15 protein-coding genes are annotated in these 16,589 nt (G+C 57.7%); 14 read left to right on the top strand and 1 reads right to left on the bottom strand.

Features of this window, described 5'->3' with window-relative positions:
• The first annotated feature begins 188 nt into the window (after window positions 1–188).
• From U9R25_09950 to U9R25_09890, 13 genes are all read left to right on the top strand, one after another.
• The gene (locus U9R25_09950; GenBank protein MEA3336220.1) at window positions 189–611 is read left to right on the top strand and encodes a CBS domain-containing protein; all 423 of its coding nucleotides are present in this window, start codon (window positions 189–191) and stop codon (window positions 609–611) included.
• 108 nt (window positions 612–719) lie between these two features.
• Window positions 720–980: a 4Fe-4S dicluster domain-containing protein gene (locus U9R25_09945; protein MEA3336219.1), complete on the top strand. Its 261-nt coding sequence runs from the start codon at window positions 720–722 to the stop codon at window positions 978–980.
• A gap of 37 nt (window positions 981–1,017) precedes the next feature.
• Window positions 1,018–2,172 carry a 3-methyl-2-oxobutanoate dehydrogenase subunit VorB gene (gene vorB / locus U9R25_09940; GenBank protein MEA3336218.1) on the top strand — a complete coding sequence of 385 codons (1,155 nt, stop codon included), beginning with the start codon at window positions 1,018–1,020 and terminating at the stop codon, window positions 2,170–2,172.
• 1 nt (window position 2,173) lies between these two features.
• Window positions 2,174–3,004, top strand: coding sequence for a thiamine pyrophosphate-dependent enzyme (locus U9R25_09935; GenBank protein MEA3336217.1), 831 nt, complete (start codon window positions 2,174–2,176; stop codon window positions 3,002–3,004).
• Window positions 3,001–3,594 carry a 2-oxoacid:acceptor oxidoreductase family protein gene (locus U9R25_09930; GenBank protein MEA3336216.1) on the top strand — a complete coding sequence of 198 codons (594 nt, stop codon included), beginning with the start codon at window positions 3,001–3,003 and terminating at the stop codon, window positions 3,592–3,594. Before U9R25_09935 ends, U9R25_09930 begins: the two co-directional genes overlap by 4 nt.
• Window positions 3,595–3,612: 18 nt before the next feature.
• On the top strand, window positions 3,613–4,059 hold the full coding sequence (locus tag U9R25_09925; GenBank protein MEA3336215.1) for a universal stress protein: 447 nt from the start codon (window positions 3,613–3,615) through the stop codon (window positions 4,057–4,059).
• A 349-nt stretch (window positions 4,060–4,408) separates the two neighbouring features.
• Window positions 4,409–5,650, top strand: coding sequence for a PLP-dependent aminotransferase family protein (locus U9R25_09920; protein ID MEA3336214.1), 1,242 nt, complete (start codon window positions 4,409–4,411; stop codon window positions 5,648–5,650).
• 195 nt (window positions 5,651–5,845) lie between these two features.
• Window positions 5,846–6,298: a CBS domain-containing protein gene (locus tag U9R25_09915; protein MEA3336213.1), complete on the top strand. Its 453-nt coding sequence runs from the start codon at window positions 5,846–5,848 to the stop codon at window positions 6,296–6,298.
• A 367-nt stretch (window positions 6,299–6,665) separates the two neighbouring features.
• Window positions 6,666–9,449, top strand: a complete 2,784-nt coding sequence (locus tag U9R25_09910; protein MEA3336212.1) for a DNRLRE domain-containing protein — start codon at window positions 6,666–6,668, stop codon at window positions 9,447–9,449.
• 8 nt (window positions 9,450–9,457) lie between these two features.
• Entirely contained in the window at window positions 9,458–10,153 is a 696-nt protein-coding gene (locus U9R25_09905) for a methionine biosynthesis protein MetW (protein ID MEA3336211.1), read from the top strand.
• Window positions 10,154–10,203: 50 nt separating this feature from the next.
• Window positions 10,204–11,673, top strand: a complete 1,470-nt coding sequence (locus tag U9R25_09900; GenBank protein MEA3336210.1) for a lipopolysaccharide biosynthesis protein — start codon at window positions 10,204–10,206, stop codon at window positions 11,671–11,673.
• 20 nt (window positions 11,674–11,693) lie between these two features.
• Window positions 11,694–12,983 (top strand): hypothetical protein, encoded by a 1,290-nt coding sequence (locus U9R25_09895; GenBank protein MEA3336209.1) that lies wholly within the window; start codon window positions 11,694–11,696, stop codon window positions 12,981–12,983.
• Between the two features lie 62 nt (window positions 12,984–13,045).
• Entirely contained in the window at window positions 13,046–14,221 is a 1,176-nt protein-coding gene (locus U9R25_09890) for a glycosyltransferase family 4 protein (GenBank protein ID MEA3336208.1), read from the top strand.
• A 225-nt stretch (window positions 14,222–14,446) separates the two neighbouring features.
• On the opposite strand, the gene U9R25_09885 is transcribed toward U9R25_09890, so the two are convergent.
• Complete coding sequence (locus tag U9R25_09885) at window positions 14,447–15,184, bottom strand: N-acetylmuramoyl-L-alanine amidase (protein ID MEA3336207.1); 738 nt, start codon at window positions 15,182–15,184, stop codon at window positions 14,447–14,449.
• Window positions 15,185–15,265: 81 nt separating this feature from the next.
• Between U9R25_09885 and mtaB the strand changes: the two genes are divergently transcribed.
• A complete protein-coding gene (gene mtaB / locus U9R25_09880; protein MEA3336206.1) occupies window positions 15,266–16,567 on the top strand; it encodes a tRNA (N(6)-L-threonylcarbamoyladenosine(37)-C(2))-methylthiotransferase MtaB in 1,302 nt (433 codons plus the stop codon).
• The last annotated feature ends 22 nt before the right edge of the window (window positions 16,568–16,589 follow it).

The following is a 16,589-nucleotide window of genomic DNA, read 5'->3' as shown; positions in this document are numbered from 1 at the left end:
TGTTTGGTCGAACCGCCGGGTAACCTATCGTGACCCCAGCCCACTATGGTCAATTGGAGCATAGTTGTGGGAGCAGCGGTAATTGTATGACCGCTGTCATGGATTTTTTGGTGATGTTGGGGTATAATGGGGTGAGAGCGATCGGTGAAATGGATGACTGAACGTGGCTACTCCTTAAGGATATCGCTATGCAGGTTGGTGACGTGATGACAAGCCCCGCTGTTTCCATCACGCCGGACGCCTCCATCGGCGAGGCTTTTTCTCTCACACGCGATGGCGGGTTTCGCCGGCTGCCGGTGGTCCAGGAGGGCCAACTGCTCGGCATTGTGACCGATCGAGACCTTCGGCAGGCGATGGATTCGCCGCTGGTCCTGAGGGAAAAGCGTTACAGCGACTATATCCTGGATGCGGTCAAGGTCAAATCCTGCATGACACCCGATCCTGCAACGGTGACGTCGTCCACATCTTTGCTGGTAGCCGCCAGAATGATGCGTCAGTTGAAGATTGGCGGCATGCCGGTGCTTGACGGTGACGAGTTGGTAGGCATCATCACCACGACGAACCTGTTGGATTTTCTAATCGTACTCCTTGAGAAGGAGGCGCAGAACTAACAAAAGGTTGGCAACGCCGGAGAGGATCGAGGACGATCGTTCCCGGTGGCGAATTACATCCTTTGCGGCAATGGCTGCCGCAACCCACACCGATGTGGAGGTATACGTATGGCTAAAGGAACTGTTGTCATCGACGCAGATGGATGCAAGGGCTGCGAGTTGTGTACGACCGTGTGTCCGCAAAATGTTTTGCTCATGGCAGAATCCCTCAACGCGCGGGGATACCGCCCGGCTCAACTGGTCGATCCGGCGGGAAAGTGTACAGGCTGCGCGTTGTGTGCAATGATCTGTCCTGATGCAGTCATGACTGTCTATCGTTTTCCAGTGGTCTCAAAGACGTCTCGCCAGCCGATTTTGGCGGCAGCCTGACGGTCTCTGAGGCCGTTTTTGATTCAGGAGGCAACCCATGGCAAAGGAGCTCTGGAAAGGCAACGAAGCCATTGCTGAGGCAGCGCTACGCGCTGGCGTTGAAGCCTATTTCGGGTATCCTATCACTCCCCAGACCGAGCTTCTGGAATACATGGCTCGAGAGATACCCAACTATGAGGGAAGAGTATTTTTACAGGCAGAGAGCGAGTTGGCAGCGATCAACATGGTCTATGGCGCCGCCTGTGGTGGTGCCAGAACCATGACGTCATCGTCCAGTCCTGGCGTAAGCCTGATGATGGAGGGTTTGAGTTACATTGCCGGCACAGAGGTGCCTATCGTGTTGGTGGACATCATGCGGGGCGGGCCTGGCCTGGGAAACATCCAGCCAAGCCAGGGTGATTACTTTCAAATGACCAAATCTCTGGGGCATGGTGACTACCACGCAATCGTCCTGGCGCCCTCCACCGTACAGGAGGCTGTCGATCTCACCTACGAGGCTTTTGCTCTGGCGGAGGCCTATCGCACAGTGGTGGTCATTCTGGCCGATGGTGCTATTGGACAAATGATGGAGCCTGTTGAACTGCCCGAGCCTCGACCAGTCATGACGGAAGCGGCCCGTCCATCCTGGGCGCTGCGCGGCGCTAAAGGGAGGGAGCGCCGGGTGCTAAGCTCCCTCTACATGGGCAGCGAGAGGCTGGAGCAGCTCAACCTGCGGCTACAAGAACGATTACGGGAGGCGGAGGCACGGGAGCAGCGCTGGGAAGAGGTGATGACCGACGATGCCGACATTCTGATTGTCGCATTTGGAACCGTTGGCCGGATCTGTAAGACAGTGGTAAAGGCCGCTCGCAACCAGGGACTCAAGGCAGGCCTTTTCCGACCTATCAGTCTCTGGCCCTTTCCTGAAGAACGTTTGCAGGCGCTGGCGTCCTCGGTCGATCAGGTACTGGTGGTCGAAATGAATGCCGGCCAGATGCTGCTGGACGTCCGGGCTGCCGTTGCCGGTCGCGCACCGGTCCACTTTTTGGGACGATTGGGCGGTGTCGTGCCGTTGCCCGATGAGATTGGCCAGGAGATTGACAAGCTTGCAAGCATGGCTGCCGGGAATGGCGTTCAGGTTACACCGGCCGTCAAGACAGGCGCCAATGGTGCGGCACCGGTTACTGAAATAGCTACAGGACCTGAGGTGTAATATGACCTTTCTACCAGATGGAATTGCCGCATCGGGAATAGATGGCGCGGACCTGGTCTACGAGCGGCCAGCGGCACTCAGTGATGTGCCCACCCACTACTGTCCCGGGTGTACCCATGGTTTGATCCACCGGCTGATTGCCGAGGTAATCGATGAATTGCAGATTCGCGAACGCACCCTGTGTGTCGCGCCAGTTGGATGTGCTGTATTCGCCTACACCTATTTCAATGTCGATGGCTGCGAAGCGGCTCACGGTCGAGCGCCTGCCATGGCAACTGGATTGAAGCGCATCCAGCCAGATAAGATAGTATTCACCTATCAGGGTGACGGCGACCTGGCGGCCATAGGCACCAATGAGATCATCCATGCGGCCAATCGAGGCGAGAAGCTTACGGTGATCTTCGTCAACAATGCCAACTACGGAATGACCGGTGGCCAAATGGCTCCGACAACGTTGGCCGGCATGGTGACGACGTCGAGTCCCTACGGTCGGGATGTGTCCTCCGTCGGGCAACCAATGCGAGTTGCCGAACTGATCGCTGCCTTACCCGGGACTGCCTACGTCGTACGCCGATCAGTTCACAATGTGGCGAATATTCGCAAAACCAAGGCAGCCATCAAGACAGCCTTTCAGGTTCAAATGGAGGGCCTGGGGCTGAGCCTTGTGGAGGTTCTTTCTTCGTGTCCGACCAATTGGCGCCTCAAGCCAGCCGATGCGTTGCGCTGGATCGAGGACGAGATGGTTCCGGTCTTTCCCATCGGCGACTATCGCGTCGCTGACCAGGTTGTTCCCCTGACCAGGCGTCGCTCATCGCGACGGAACGGCAAATGAAAGGAAATAGTTTGATGCACGAGGAAATCATCATCTCTGGGTTTGGTGGACAGGGTTCCCTGTTTGCAGGACAATTATTGGCCTATGCAGGGATGGACTCGGGCAAACACGTCACCTGGATTCCCTCCTATGGTCCGGAAATGCGCGGTGGAACCGCCCACTGCACCGTCGTGATCTCGGACGAATCGATCGGCTCGCCTCTGGTGAGACACCCATCGGCTGCAATTGCTCTGAACGCGCCTTCGCTGCAGAAATATGAGAGTCTGGTGCGCCCCGGCGGATTGTTGGTCTACAACAGTTCCCTGATCGACCGGACCGTTTACCGAACTGACCTGCGCGTCATCCCGGTTCCGGCCAACGACATCTCTGCCGAGGAGACTGCCTCTCTCCTGGAAAACGAGACGGGCGATATTCGCTTGGCCAATGTAGTTACCCTGGGCGCGCTGGTGCAGGCGACTGGCGTGCTGTCGCTTGACGCGATAGAATCGGCGCTTGAATCCCACCTTCCCCAAAGGCATCAGCGTTGGCTGGAACCCAACAAGAGGGCGTTGTGCCGCGGTGCAGAAGTGGCACAACTGATTATCGCCTGAGATTCTGGAGGAAATTGCATGTATCGGCGGATCCTGGTAACCCTGGACGGATCGGATCGGGCGGAGTTAGCCCTGACCCATGCGACGCGGATGGCAGCTCAGTTTGATTCCGAGCTGGTTCTGTTGCGGGTCGTGGTATCTCCATACTCGATCGCAGCCCCGGACATGGTATTGGCAAGCTATGATTCAGACCATGAGGCTCTGCGCGCGCATGCCGGCGAATACCTTGACCGCATTGTCACGAGGCTTGCAGAAGAGGGATACCGAGTGCGCAGCGTGACAAGCGAGGGGCCGGTCGCAGAGGTAATCCTCGATCATGCGGAGGCGCTGGATGTGGATCTGATCGTCATGTCTACCCACGGTCGGGGTGGTGTCTCGCGTTGGGTCTATGGCAGCGTAGCCGATCGTGTGCTGCAAGGCGCGTCCTGCCCGGTGCTGCTGGTTCGCGTTGGCAATACTTCGTAACTGATCGTACCGGACGACAGACGGCAGACGACGGACCGCTGGTAGTGGTCGGTGAACGGTGGTCTTCCGGCGGCAGTCGGCGGTCCTCGGTCGGTGGTCAGAAGACGACAGACGGCTGGTAGTGATCGGTGAACAGTGGTCTTCCGGCGGCGGTCGGCGGTCCTCGGTCGGTGGTCAGAAGACGACAGACCGCTGGTAGTGGTCGGTGAACAGTGGCCTTCCGGCGGCGGTCGGCGGTCAGAAGACGGCGGACGGACAGGAAGTAGTCGAGGCTGTGCGCAGCCCCCTTTCTGGGTTAGCCGGGAAGGTATTAGGGCGATGCGGCGGGCTTCCAAGGAGAGAATCTTCGATGACAACACCGTGGAATTACCGATATGCACTGCGAACGGAGGGCATGGGAAGCTCGGTCATCCGTGAACTGCTCAAGCTAACGGAACTGGCAGATGTGATATCCTTCGCCGGCGGGCTTCCAGCGCCCGAGTTGTTTCCGGTCGAAAGGTTTCGGCAGGCTGCCGACAAGGTTCTTCGAGAACATGGGCCGAAGGCCCTTCAATACAGCGCTACCGAGGGGTATTTGCCACTGCGTCGTTTTGTTGTCGATCGGATGTCGCGCTATGGCATCAAGGCCAGGGAAGACAATGTTCTCATCACATCTGGCTCGCAACAGGCATTGGACCTGATTGGCAAGCTGCTTGTCAACCCTGGCGATAAGATACTTACCGAGAACCCGACCTATTTGGGAGCGCTGCAGGCGTGGCGCAGTTATCAGGCGCGCTATGTCACTGTGCCGGTGGACCAATTGGGGATGCGAACTGATCTGTTGGCCGATGCCCTGCGTGCCGGCCCGAAGTTCATGTATGTGCTGCCCAACTTCCAGAATCCCAGCGGTGTGACTCTGGCGTTGGAGCGGCGGCTTCAACTTGTCCGAATGGCCGATGATCATGGGATTCCCATCGTCGAAGATGACCCTTATGGTCAACTGCGTTACAGCGGAGATCACATACCGCCCCTGGTGGTGCTGGACTATGATCATCTGGAGGGCCGCGCTGTCAACGGTCAGGGCTTTTTTGCCGGCAACGTCATCTACACCAGCACGTTCAGCAAGACTCTGGCACCAGGCCTGCGACTCGGTTGGATCGTTGCTCCGGTCGATGTCGTCCAACGTTGCGTTCAGGTCAAACAAGGCATGGATCTGCATACCAGCACGTTTAATCAGATTATTGCCTTTGAGGTGGCCAGGGATGGTTTTCTCGATGAGCACGTCAGCAAGATTCGGGAGGTTTATGCCTTTCGGCGGGATGTCATGTTAGAAGCAATGGAAGGTTACTTTCCTGAGGAGGTGACATGGACCAAACCTGACGGTGGGCTGTTCCTGTGGGTGCAGTTGCCTGATGGACTGGATGCAGCCGAACTGTTAGAGGATGCTGTTGGCCGCCACCGTGTGGCTTTTGTGCCAGGCTCTGCCTTTGATCCGGGTGACAAGGGCAACAATACAATGCGCTTGAACTTCTCCAATGCCCAGCCTGATCAGATCGAGCAGGGAATCCGGCGCTTGGGAACCGTGCTGAAGGAGCACCTGGTGCCGGCGTAGGATGTTTGGCTTCGCTTAACTGACAGATCGCAGGCCACGCTATCAGCGTGACGGCTGCGGGCTCCTGCCTATTCCGCTTGACGGCTGCCAGTGGTGCATATAAAATACACTATGTGTCGTTGCGCCGGCGCATTCTATTCCACAGCCGCCGGTTGCGGCTTGCCAGTGGATATTTCCCCTGGAAAGGGAGTTTCTATGCACCGTACGGTTGGCGATGTGATGACAGAAGAAGTCGTCGTCATCGATGTCCTGGCATCGTTGGAAGAAGCGCAGTCGCTCATGGAAGAGCAACAGGTGCGACGGCTGCCGGTTCTTGACGAGGAAGAGAATCTGGTAGGGATCCTGAGTTGGGGCGATGTGCGTGAGGCGACATCGGTTGAAGCCGCTTCTGTTCCTAATCCCTATGCACCGGACGCCGATGAGGACTGGCTAACCGTCTGGGAATCGATGACGCGCGATCCGGTTGTGGTCACACCGGGCACCAGCCTGGCAGACGCGATTGAGCTGATGCTGACCCACAAAATCGGTGGGCTGCCCGTGGTGGCGGCCAAAAGCAGGCCCGACCATCGCCGATTGGTCGGGATTGTCACCGATACAGACATCTTTCGCCTCGTATTACGTCTCTGGCGAGAGGAAGCGGTGGGTTGACCGTACGTCTATGAATAGTGGGCGCCGGAGCTGATTGGAATCCGGCGCCCATCTTCGTGTCAGGGTAGTATGACAGTTTCGTCATGGATTTCCGGTGTGGTTTTCATAAAGGCTTCATCTGACTGTGACAGAATGGGTTGGTGCAGATTGGGATTGGCTAAGCCATCCCTTTCGAGTATAATGACGAGCCAGTGTGCACCAGGGGTAACCTGGTGTTATTTGCAGAGCGTGGATTGAGATACGTGTGAAGAGAAAGGGTATTGTGCGCAAAGCTGAGAATAGCACAGGCCAAAAACGGGCGCCACTGGCGCCCGGTTCGATGTCCAGGAGTCATCACTTGCGCAGTCGCAGAAGCGGACTGACGAGGATGAGTTTCCGTGGTGGATTGATTTTCGCCATGGTATCGGTGATCGCTGCTGTTGCCGCGCTTTCGGCTGTCGCCGTGAACAGCAGAGGCACAGCATTTGACCATGCCTATGCCATGAGTTCCTCGCCAGAGATGACTTCCCTGGCGCAAATATCTTCCACACAGTCGGGTTGCATGTCCGCTGGCTACGGACCTGAGGTTGACGAGCCGGAAGCGGACCTGTATTTGGTCTGGCAGGGAAGTGTTAGCAGCGCCAAATTGGTAGGGGACGAATTCAACGTTGGCTGGCACAATGACATCTATGTCAACGACGTCCTGATCGGGCAGAGCATTATCGATGGTGCCGCTACCAATGGGACCTATTGCACCCCCTTTCCCGGCGCAACCAAGGAGTGGGAGATCGACCCCTCAATCTTGAGACGAGGAGCCAATCGAGTCCGCATCGAAGCTGGTGAACGTCCCAGCGGGCTGCTGGATGAATGGGGCATGACGAATGTGCATCTGGTTCTCGAGGGGCCAGACCTGATTGCCACTGAGATTGTCGATTTTACCTTTAGCAGTAGCTATGATGGCAGCGAACAACCGGCAATATTGCAGGTCCCGATCGATTACCAGTCCTGGCAGCCAACCCCCTTGCTGATTGCGGTTCACGGCTGGGGCGCAGACCGCTGGGATGCCCTGGCCGATTACGCCGAGGAGGCCAACGATGCCGGTTGGCTACTGGCCGCCCCGGACATGCACGGCGAGCGGGATCCTTATCCCTGGCCCCCCTACGATCATCCTCTGGCCTCGCGGGCCAGCCAGCACGACATTCTGGATACCATCCAATATATGAAGGACCACTACAATGTGGATTCCACACGGATCACTATGACCGGTTTGTCCATGGGTGGACAGATCGCGCTGGTCACGGCTGCCAAGAATCCCGGGCTGTTTGCAGCGGTGGTGGACGAAAAAGGCCCGACCGACCTGTTCGACTGGTACTACGAGTCGCCGGTCTGGCGGCAGAACCTCATCAGCCAGGAATGTGGCGGCCCGCCCGAAAGTAACACCTGGTTCGAATATGAGCGCCGCTCACCGGTTACCTTCGCTCGTAATCTCGCTTCTACGCCATTACGAGTCTATCATGGCATCGATGATACGACGGTTCTGCCCCACCATTCCCAGGATATGGTGGACACTATTCTCTCCCACGAACCGGGGGCACCGGTTGTGTTGACAACCTTTGTCGGGGATCACGGAACCCCGGTGCCCGGGGGAAACGAGGGCATCCTCCAGTGGCTCAGCCAATTTCAACTGGGCACACCTGCTCTCGAGATCGACGCGATTACCGACACATCGACGACCATTTGGTGGGTGACCCTGAATCAGAACGGCGACCAGGAGCGCTGGAGCGAAGTTGAGGGCACTGCCGGTTCAGGGAATCGGATCACCCTGACCGTGGTCGACCGCTATGGAGTCGACCTTGAGGTGGACGTGGTATCGCTGGGGATGTCGCCTTATTCACAATACGTGGTCGAGGACCTGGCGGTGGACGAGGCTGAATTCAGCGCTCAGAGCTATGATCTGGTCGATGGTAAGCTGCCCATCTCGTTGGGAGCCGGTACCCATCGTTTGATTATCTATCCCGGGCAGTCGCCGGTCCCGCTGGCGACGGTTACCCTGCAGGAGGGGGTCGCCGGGTATGCCGGCGCGACCGACACGTATCTTAGCCTGTGGGGGCCGACAAACAACTATGGATCCGACTCAAGAATCAAACTGCGTTCCCCCAATACGTTCAACAGCTTGTTACGTTTCGACCTCAGCAGTGTGCCACCGGTTGCCCTGAGCACCGGGGTTCGGGGTGCTGCACTCAGCCTGGATGTGCTGGCCGATGGCAATGGCAACGAATCCTTTTTTGAGGCCTTCCAGCTCAATCGGGCCTGGAATGAAGGGGCGGCTACCTGGTACAGGGCTTCGGCAAGCCAATCGTGGAGTCAGGCTGGAGCCAATGGCGTGCCCGACGATCGGCAAGCTTCGCCGGTGGACGGACGATTATTCAAAGGTGAGGGGTTGCGTCTCGGGTTTGATGTGACGGGAGCCGTGTCCAGCTGGCTGGCCGATCCCGCTGAGAACTACGGTCTCGTCCTACGAGGGGACGATCCGGCGGTGCAGTATGATGTGGCCAGCAGCGAATATAACACTGTCAGCAAGCGCCCCAAGCTATTGCTCGTCTATCCGTTAGCGACGCCCACGCCGACTTCCACCAATACGCCGACCCGGACGCCAACCCCTACGGCGACGCCTACCTATACGCCATCGCCGACCCCGACCAATACACCCACTGCGACGGCGACCTTCACCCACACCCCGACCCCGACCGCAACGGCGACGGCGACGTTCACCCATACGCCGACCCCGACCAATACAATCACACCGACAACAACGCCGACGGCGACGCCAAGCTTTGGCAGCATCACCGGGGTGGTATGGCAAGACAGCAACCGGAACGGGCACCGTGAAGCTGGTGAACCGGGATTACAGGGTGTTGAGGTGAGCCTGTGGTACAATAATGTTCAACAGGAGATGCGCTTTACAACAGCGGATGGAGATTTCGAGTTCGCCGACCTGACGCCTGGCCGTCAGGTCACTGTAAAGGAAATCGATCCACCCAAATACGAGTCCTCGACCGAAAACAGCCGTGATGTGTGGATAACCAACGGGTCCGTTATCCAGGTCGATTTTGGGGACTATTATTACCCATCCATCTATCTGCCCATGTTGTTGCTTTCGCAGTCTCCGTAGGGTGTTCTATGGACTTCGAAGCTTTCTACGATGACTATTGGCAGCACCAGGGTGACACCTTTGACAAACGGCGCCAGCGACTTCTTCTTGAGCACATTGGAGCGGGTGATCGGGTGTTACAGGTGGACTGTGGCCCTGGGGTATTGGCTGCCCGCATGGTTCAGATGGGCGCTGATGTGGAAGGTACCGATCTTTCGGCTGAGGCCGTCAGGCGATCGCGCGCTCGGGGTATAACGACCCATCAGGTCAATGTGGATAGCGGGCCGCTGCCGTTCTCCGATGGCTCTTTTGACGTGGTGGTCACAGACTCTCAAATCGAACATAGAGTCGATTATGCCCACTATCTGGACGAATCGGTAAGGGTGTTAAGAGGAGGAAACGGCCGGTTGATCATGTGCGTGCCAAACACGGCCCATTGGCGCGTGCGTTGGTGGTTGCTGCGAGGTCGGTTCCCGATCGTGGAACACACCCCAACCGATTGGCTGCATTTGCGATTCTTCACCCTGCATGAACTGCGGGCGTTGCTGAAAGAAAGAGGTGTTGTCCTTGAACATGTCGGTGGCAGCGCGAGCCTGTGGGTAGAGGGTTTATACCCGAACTGGCTACGCAGGAACACCTCCGCCCGCGTGTATGAAAGCTTGGCTCGTCTCAGGCCAACCCTGTTTGCCAGGGATTTGATCATCGTCGGAAGGAAAGAACAGTAGCGTTGGAATTCAACTCCTTTTCTATTGTTGCCAAAGGCTTTGGCTTCTAGATGTCATTGCGGAAAAAGGTGTCCCACGGTATTTTCTGGGAAGGCGGTGCCATGCTCGCCGGCCGCACCCTGGGATTCGCAGTTACGATTTTGCTGGCCCGGCTCCTGGCACCGGAGGATTTTGGCCTGCTTGCCATAGCAACGCTGGCGATCAACTCGATGGTGTTTCTCCAGGAATTGGGCTTTGGCGCGGCCCTGATCTACCGCGAGGAGGATGTGGATACCGCGGCAACCACAGCCCATTGGACGATTATCGCCAGCAGCCTCGTCTTGTATGGCATTGTGTTCCTGGCAGCCCCATTGGTGGCCCTCTTCTTTCGATCCCCCGAGGTTACCCCTGTTCTGCGTGTGTTGGCGCTGACGATTGTGATCAGCAGTGTCAGCCGAGTTCCTCTGGTGCTGCTCTCCAAGGAATTGGATTTCCGGCGGAAGGTGATGCCAGAATTCGCAGCAGGGGTTGGCGGCAATTTCATGGCCCTGATTCTGGCCCTTTTGGGATGGGGCGTTTGGGCCCTGGTCTGGGGGCAGGTATTTGGCATGGCGTTGAGTGCCGTGCTGGCATATCGGGTTTCCTCCTGGCGCCCCAAGTGGGGATTCCACAGGAAAGTCTTTCTGGAACTTTTCGGTTACGGCAAACATATCGCCGCCAGCCAGGTCCTCATTTTCGGCATCACCAATATCGACGATCTGTTTGTTGGTCGAATGCTCGGACAGGAAACGTTGGGACAGTACAATCTGGCCTATAAGGTATCCAATTTGCCCGCCACAAACATCACGCGACTGGTGACGCGAGTGACCTTTCCCGCATTCACCAAGCTCCGAGGTGACGTTGCGCGGATGCGCAATGCCTTCTTTCGCCTGGTTCGCTACGTTTCCCTTCTGGCGTTTCCGGTGGCGATCGCGACTATCCTGTTTGCCCACGATTTTGTCCACATCGTACTCACGGATAAGTGGGCACCGGCTATCGTACCGATCCAAATTCTGGCCATTTATGGCCTGATTCGCTCGGTGGCAGCCAACATGGGAACAATCTTTCAGGCTGGAGGCAAGCCCCAGTGGTTGACGGGAATCGCCGCCTGGCGTCTGGTTACCATGGCGGTATTGCTCTATCCGGCAATTCGTCTGGGTGGCTTGGTCGGAGTCTGCTGGTTGTCAACTGGAGTCGCCATCGTCGACTTTTTCATCTCAGCGAATCTTGTCAACCGCATTATCGATGGACGCATGATTACCTACCTTCGTTTGACGGCACCAATCGCAGTGTATGCGTTGATCGCCGGCGGTCTGGGGCTGGCGATTGAGAAATGGCTTCTTTCCACCGGATTGTGGGATGTTCTTGCCCTGGCAGCCGGTGGCCTGACGATCGTGTTGATCTACGGCGCGCTGACCTGGTGGCGGGACCGTGAAGTGCGACAAGAAGGGCAAAAACTTGTGGCGCGGCTGCGCCAGGCCGATGCGCTGAATGCGACGTGAGCGGCAAAGAAAATCGAACCATGGAAAACGAAAAAATCGCAAAAAACGATAGGATAACCGAATCATCCGGATCTTCTTTCTGGGCGATCTTGCGCCGTCGATGGTGGATCATCGCTTTGCTCATGGCCGGTGCGATCGCAGTAACGTTGATTGCCTCCTTGGGCGCGCCGTCGATCTACCGTTCCTCGCTGCGCCTGCAGGCCTTCGCGTTGGATCAGCAGGAAGTTACCCTCTATACCCGTCTGGGGACTCTGGGCGCTGATGAGCAGATCTTTCTGGTCCAGAACAACTTCAGCGATGTCCTCCAGAGCCCGTTGATTGCCTGGCGGACCATCGATGACCTGGGTCTGGATATGAGCGCTTCCGACCTGATCGACAACCTCACAATCAGTGCTTCTGGTGAGTTTGTATCGGTTGTCTATGAGGCGGATTCCTCAGAGGAGGCTTTTGAGACCCTGACACGGCATGTGGAAAATGCGCTCGAACACCAGAACACCCTGCGCGCCCGGCCAGCGGCTGCCACCGGTAAGTTCATCGCCACCGAACTGGATATCCAGGGCCAAGAGTTGACAGCAGCTCAGAATGCTCTTTTGCAATTTCAACTGGAGCACAATGTCGGCGATCTGCCCCGGGAGATCAACGCAGTGCAAGATCTGCTGCGGGGATTGCAACTTGAGCGGGATGCTGCTCAGGTGGAGGCTGATCGCGCCGAGGAACTGGCGGCTCAGTGGCAAGGTTTCGCGGATGCTGCGCTGGCCGACCTGGAGGTGGCAGAGAGAGATCTCGGTGAATTGCTCTTGACGCAGCCGGCAGGCGAGGATGGCGAAGTCCCGCCTGAAACATTGTCGCAAGAGGCGCTCAGTGAGATCGATGCGCTGAAGGAGCAGACTGTCTTTCTTCAGAACCAGGCCCGGGGCCATCAGGCTACGGCCCAGACACAATTGGCCAATGCTGCGGCCCAACGGGCTGTGGCGACTCAACAAGACAGCCTTATCAGCCAGCGTACAGCTGACTTGTCTCAGCTCATTAGTTTGAGCAGTGACTATCAGGACTTGGTTTCCGATGTGGTTAATTCCGAAGCCAACTATGACTTCTTGCGAGCCAAGGCGGCCGAGGCTCGCCTCAAGGAAAGGCAGATTTCGGAAGTGGGATCTTTGCAGGTGGTTGAACCAGCCTTCTTGCCGGGTGCGCCGGCTTCCTCTACAACCCTGCGCCTTGTTCTGCTGGCAACCCTGGTCAGCCTGCTCTTTGGACTGGTGCTTGTGTTGCTGTTGGAATTCATGAATCCCACCAAATCTGTCGGAAGTTAGTAGCCCCCGCCATGCGTCGCGTCCTCTATATCGACCTGTGTCCCAGCCCAGGCGGCTCGAATATGAGCCTGCATGCGCTGGTGGCCCATCTGGATCGAAACCTCTATCAGCCTGGTGTGGTGCTCTCCCAACAGAACCACTTCGGTCTCTTCGAGCAAACGGGGATTCAGGTAGCGCGGGTGCGGACACCTCAATGGGAGATCTCTTCAGGGAGCATGGTCGAGCAGGTTCGTTCTGGCGGCGTTGGTGCGGCCATGAGGGAGGGCGGCCAGCGTGCTCGTCTTTGGCATACGCTGGGTGGCTTGAGACGGCTTTCCCGGGATATCCTGCCGGTGGCTCGCGACCTTCGCCGGGCCATCGATCGTTTCCAGCCCGATCTGGTTCATCTGAACGACGCCGTTCCTCTTGTGCGCCATGGCATCATCGCCAGCCGGCTGTCCGGCGTGCCAGTCATTGCCCACCCTCGCTCATTCGTCCCGCCCACAAGCGATGACGACCGCTGGCTTGTTCCCAGACTCCAGGGATTGGTGTTCATTTCACAGGCAGTGGCAGACACTCAACTGTCTGCGATTTCCAATCCTCCCCGCCATCGGGTTATTCCCAATGGGGTCGATGTAGCCCTTTTCCAACAGGAGCACAACAGAAACAGGTTGCGCGAGGAATTGGGATCGGATGGCGATTCCTTGCTGGCAGGGGTCGTGGGACGAATTGTTCCCTGGAAAGGACAGGACATCTTCGTCGAAGCGGTGGCCTTGTTGGCCGAACGTTTTCCCAATCTGCATGGGGTGATCGTTGGCGAAGGCAGCCAGGTGGAAGGGGCTGGCTATGCGGCGAGGGTGCGGGACCTGGCTGACAAGCTTGGCATTGGGGACAGGGTACACATGCTGGGATTCAGGCCGGATATTCCTCAAGTCATGGCGGGACTCGACCTGCTGGTGCACTGTTCGGTAGAACCGGAGCCCTTCGGGAGGGTCATCATCGAGGGGATGGCAGCAGGCAAGCCGGTGATTGCCAGTCGAGAGGGCGGCGCGACCGAGATTGTAAGCGATGGGGTGGATGGGCTGCTGGTGCCACCTGGAGATCCGCAGGCACTGGCGGATGCTATGGCGGATTTAGTGGGCGATTCTCGTAGACGTAAAGAGCTTGCTTCCTCAGGGCGACTCACCGCCCGGCGCTTTGATGTTGAACACCACGTGGCGGCCATGCAGGATTTCTACGAAACGATTCTCTCTGAGTAAATGATGTTTGCCGACCGAGGACCGCCGACCGCCGCGTCGCTCTTTCCTCCTGTCACAAAGTCGCCGTGTCTCCGTGTCCCCCCTCGCCGCGTCGCTCTTTCCTCCTGTCACAAAGTCGCCGTGTCTCCGTGTCCCCCCTCGCCGCGTCGCTCTTTCCTCCTGTCACAAAGTCGCCGTGTCGCCCCATCGCCGTGTCCCCGTCTGCCCTCTTCTGGAAGCCGACAGTCACGGATCCCTCAGAAAACAAATGATGCCGTTGGCGATTCCCTGGGCAGGAATCTCCGGTTGCTCGGTCAGGAGCTGCCGGTCTCCTCCCAAAAAGCCTACCTCGATGATGGCTGCCGGCGTCTCATCGTCCACCCGGTTGAAGGCATGGTAGCCGGTCATATCTTCGGTGATCGTATGGGGATCGAAGGCTAATTCTGTGGCCTGTTGGTACTCATCAATGAGGCAGGAGACCAGCCGGTCTTCCACATCAGGAGACAGGCTTGTTTCCGAACGAGCAACCTTGAAGCCACTGCGATCCAGACACGAGTCGGCGTGGATCGATACCAGTGCATCCGCGGTGTAGCCGTTGAGAGCGTCGTCATATTCAGCCAGGATATCTACTTGAGCGCCAACCTGGGTCAATCTTTTTTCGACCTGGCCTGCGATTTCATTGACGGTCTCTGCTTCAGTCAGCCCGTCGGGGCAGAGTGCGCCACTGTCGTAGTCCATGTGGCCGACAATGATGCCGATTCGACGTTTATGCATAGTCATCATATCAGCCGGACGGCGTTGCCAATCCTCAAGCCACTGGGCAGTTCTCCCATCATCACCACCAAACCACACGATCAATACGACAAGGGCAATAACCACAAACAGCGAGAGCAATAGCCATCGCTGTAGTTTTCGCAAAACATCCTCTCTGGCTTGCTGGGATCCTTTTGAACTGGACCGGCCAGCTCCGCGCTTTTTTGCCATGGCGCCATCATACCGGAACTACGCCGATCACGTCAAGTGCACTTTGACACGCCTCTTTGCACATGGTATGCTTGATTTTCGATGAATATCTACCTGGATACACTGGGCTGCCGCCTCAACTTCAGCGAAATGGAAACCCTGGGCCGCCAATTGCAGGCTGCAGGTCATTTTTTGGTGGCAACGCCCGAAGCGGCAGACGTCTGTGTTCTGAACACCTGCACCGTAACGGCCGAAGCTGCCCGCAAATCCCGCCAGATGGCCCGCAGACTGGCCCGACACAACCCATCAGCGCGCCTGGCGGTAACGGGCTGTTACGCGACTCTCGCTCCGGAGACCGTGGTGAGCTTGCCCAATGTCCACCTGGTGGTGGACAACCAGCAAAAAGAGAACCTCGATGAGTTGCTGCAGCCCTGGTCTGGTGAACTGGATGGCGAGCGCTGGCGCAGACTGGCGCCGGAAGCATCCGCTCAACCTTCGGTGCGTACCAGGGCGTTTGTCAAGGTACAGGATGGTTGCAACAACAGCTGCACCTTCTGTATCGTGACGGTGGCTCGAGGCCAGGAACGCAGCCGCCGGGTTGGTGATATCGTTGCCGATATCCAACGGCTTGGGGCTGAGGGTTACCAGGAAGCGGTGTTGACTGGGGTTCACCTTGGGGGATATGGCAGGGATCTGGGGACCAACTTGCATGAACTGACCCGAGCCATCCTCTCCCGCAGCGATCTGCCCCGTCTTCGCCTCAGTTCGCTGGAGCTGTGGGACCTGGAGGCCAACTTTTTCGATCTCTGGTCTGAAAGCGGGGGACGCCTGTGCGCCCATCTTCATCTGCCGCTGCAGGCCGGATGTGATCGTACCCTGAAGCGCATGGCCCGCCGCAACCGAACCGAGGACTTTCGTCAACTGGTCGACGTGGCCCGCGCTCGCATCCCCGGTCTGGTCATCACCACCGATCTGATCGTCGGCTTCCCCGGCGAGACCGAAGCGGATTTCGAGGAAAGCTGTCGATTCGCTGCCGACATGCGGTTTGCCCATATCCATGTTTTTCCCTACTCGGCCCGGCAGGGCACGGCCGCGGCCGGCTTCTCCAACCAGGTTCCAGTGGCGGAGCGACGCCGGAGGGTAGCGTCGATGCAGGCGCTGGCGCTTCAGTCCGCACAATCTGTGCGCGAAAGCTTTCTCGGCACCGTTCGGCCTGTCCTGTGGGAAAGCCACGAGTTCGTCAACGGGGGCACCGATCCCGTCTGGCGCGGGCTCACCGACAACTACCTGCGGGTCGAGACGGTGGCGCCTTCAGGAATGAATCTGGAGAACAAGATCGAAATGGCCAGGCTCCATGCCGTGAACGGGACGGTGATCGAGGCTGGGCTTGTGGACCGTAAATAACCAGTATCTTTTGACGAGGACA

The organism is Chloroflexota bacterium (genome assembly GCA_034717495.1).
Lineage (GTDB): Bacteria > Chloroflexota > Anaerolineae > JAAEKA01 > JAAEKA01 > JAYELL01.
Note: the sequence above shows the minus strand (reverse complement) of the source record. Positions and strands in the feature narration are given on the sequence as shown.

Bases quoted from the DNA above. Each gene is read 5' to 3' on its own strand.
- U9R25_09950 (MEA3336220.1), top strand. From the start codon at position 189: ATGCAGGTTGGTGACGTGATGACAAGCCCCGCTGTTTCCATCACGCCG.
- U9R25_09890 (MEA3336208.1), top strand. From the start codon at position 13,046: ATGAGCCTGCATGCGCTGGTGGCCCATCTGGATCGAAACCTCTATCAG.
- vorB (MEA3336218.1), top strand. From the start codon at position 1,018: ATGGCAAAGGAGCTCTGGAAAGGCAACGAAGCCATTGCTGAGGCAGCG.
- U9R25_09910 (MEA3336212.1), top strand. From the start codon at position 6,666: ATGAGTTTCCGTGGTGGATTGATTTTCGCCATGGTATCGGTGATCGCT.
- U9R25_09935 (MEA3336217.1), top strand. From the start codon at position 2,174: ATGACCTTTCTACCAGATGGAATTGCCGCATCGGGAATAGATGGCGCG.
- U9R25_09920 (MEA3336214.1), top strand. From the start codon at position 4,409: ATGACAACACCGTGGAATTACCGATATGCACTGCGAACGGAGGGCATG.
- U9R25_09925 (MEA3336215.1), top strand. From the start codon at position 3,613: ATGTATCGGCGGATCCTGGTAACCCTGGACGGATCGGATCGGGCGGAG.
- U9R25_09895 (MEA3336209.1), top strand. From the start codon at position 11,694: ATGGAAAACGAAAAAATCGCAAAAAACGATAGGATAACCGAATCATCC.
- U9R25_09945 (MEA3336219.1), top strand. From the start codon at position 720: ATGGCTAAAGGAACTGTTGTCATCGACGCAGATGGATGCAAGGGCTGC.
- U9R25_09905 (MEA3336211.1), top strand. From the start codon at position 9,458: ATGGACTTCGAAGCTTTCTACGATGACTATTGGCAGCACCAGGGTGAC.
- U9R25_09900 (MEA3336210.1), top strand. From the start codon at position 10,204: ATGTCATTGCGGAAAAAGGTGTCCCACGGTATTTTCTGGGAAGGCGGT.
- U9R25_09930 (MEA3336216.1), top strand. From the start codon at position 3,001: ATGAAAGGAAATAGTTTGATGCACGAGGAAATCATCATCTCTGGGTTT.
- mtaB (MEA3336206.1), top strand. From the start codon at position 15,266: ATGAATATCTACCTGGATACACTGGGCTGCCGCCTCAACTTCAGCGAA.
- U9R25_09885 (MEA3336207.1), bottom strand. From the start codon at position 15,184: ATGGCAAAAAAGCGCGGAGCTGGCCGGTCCAGTTCAAAAGGATCCCAG.
- U9R25_09915 (MEA3336213.1), top strand. From the start codon at position 5,846: ATGCACCGTACGGTTGGCGATGTGATGACAGAAGAAGTCGTCGTCATC.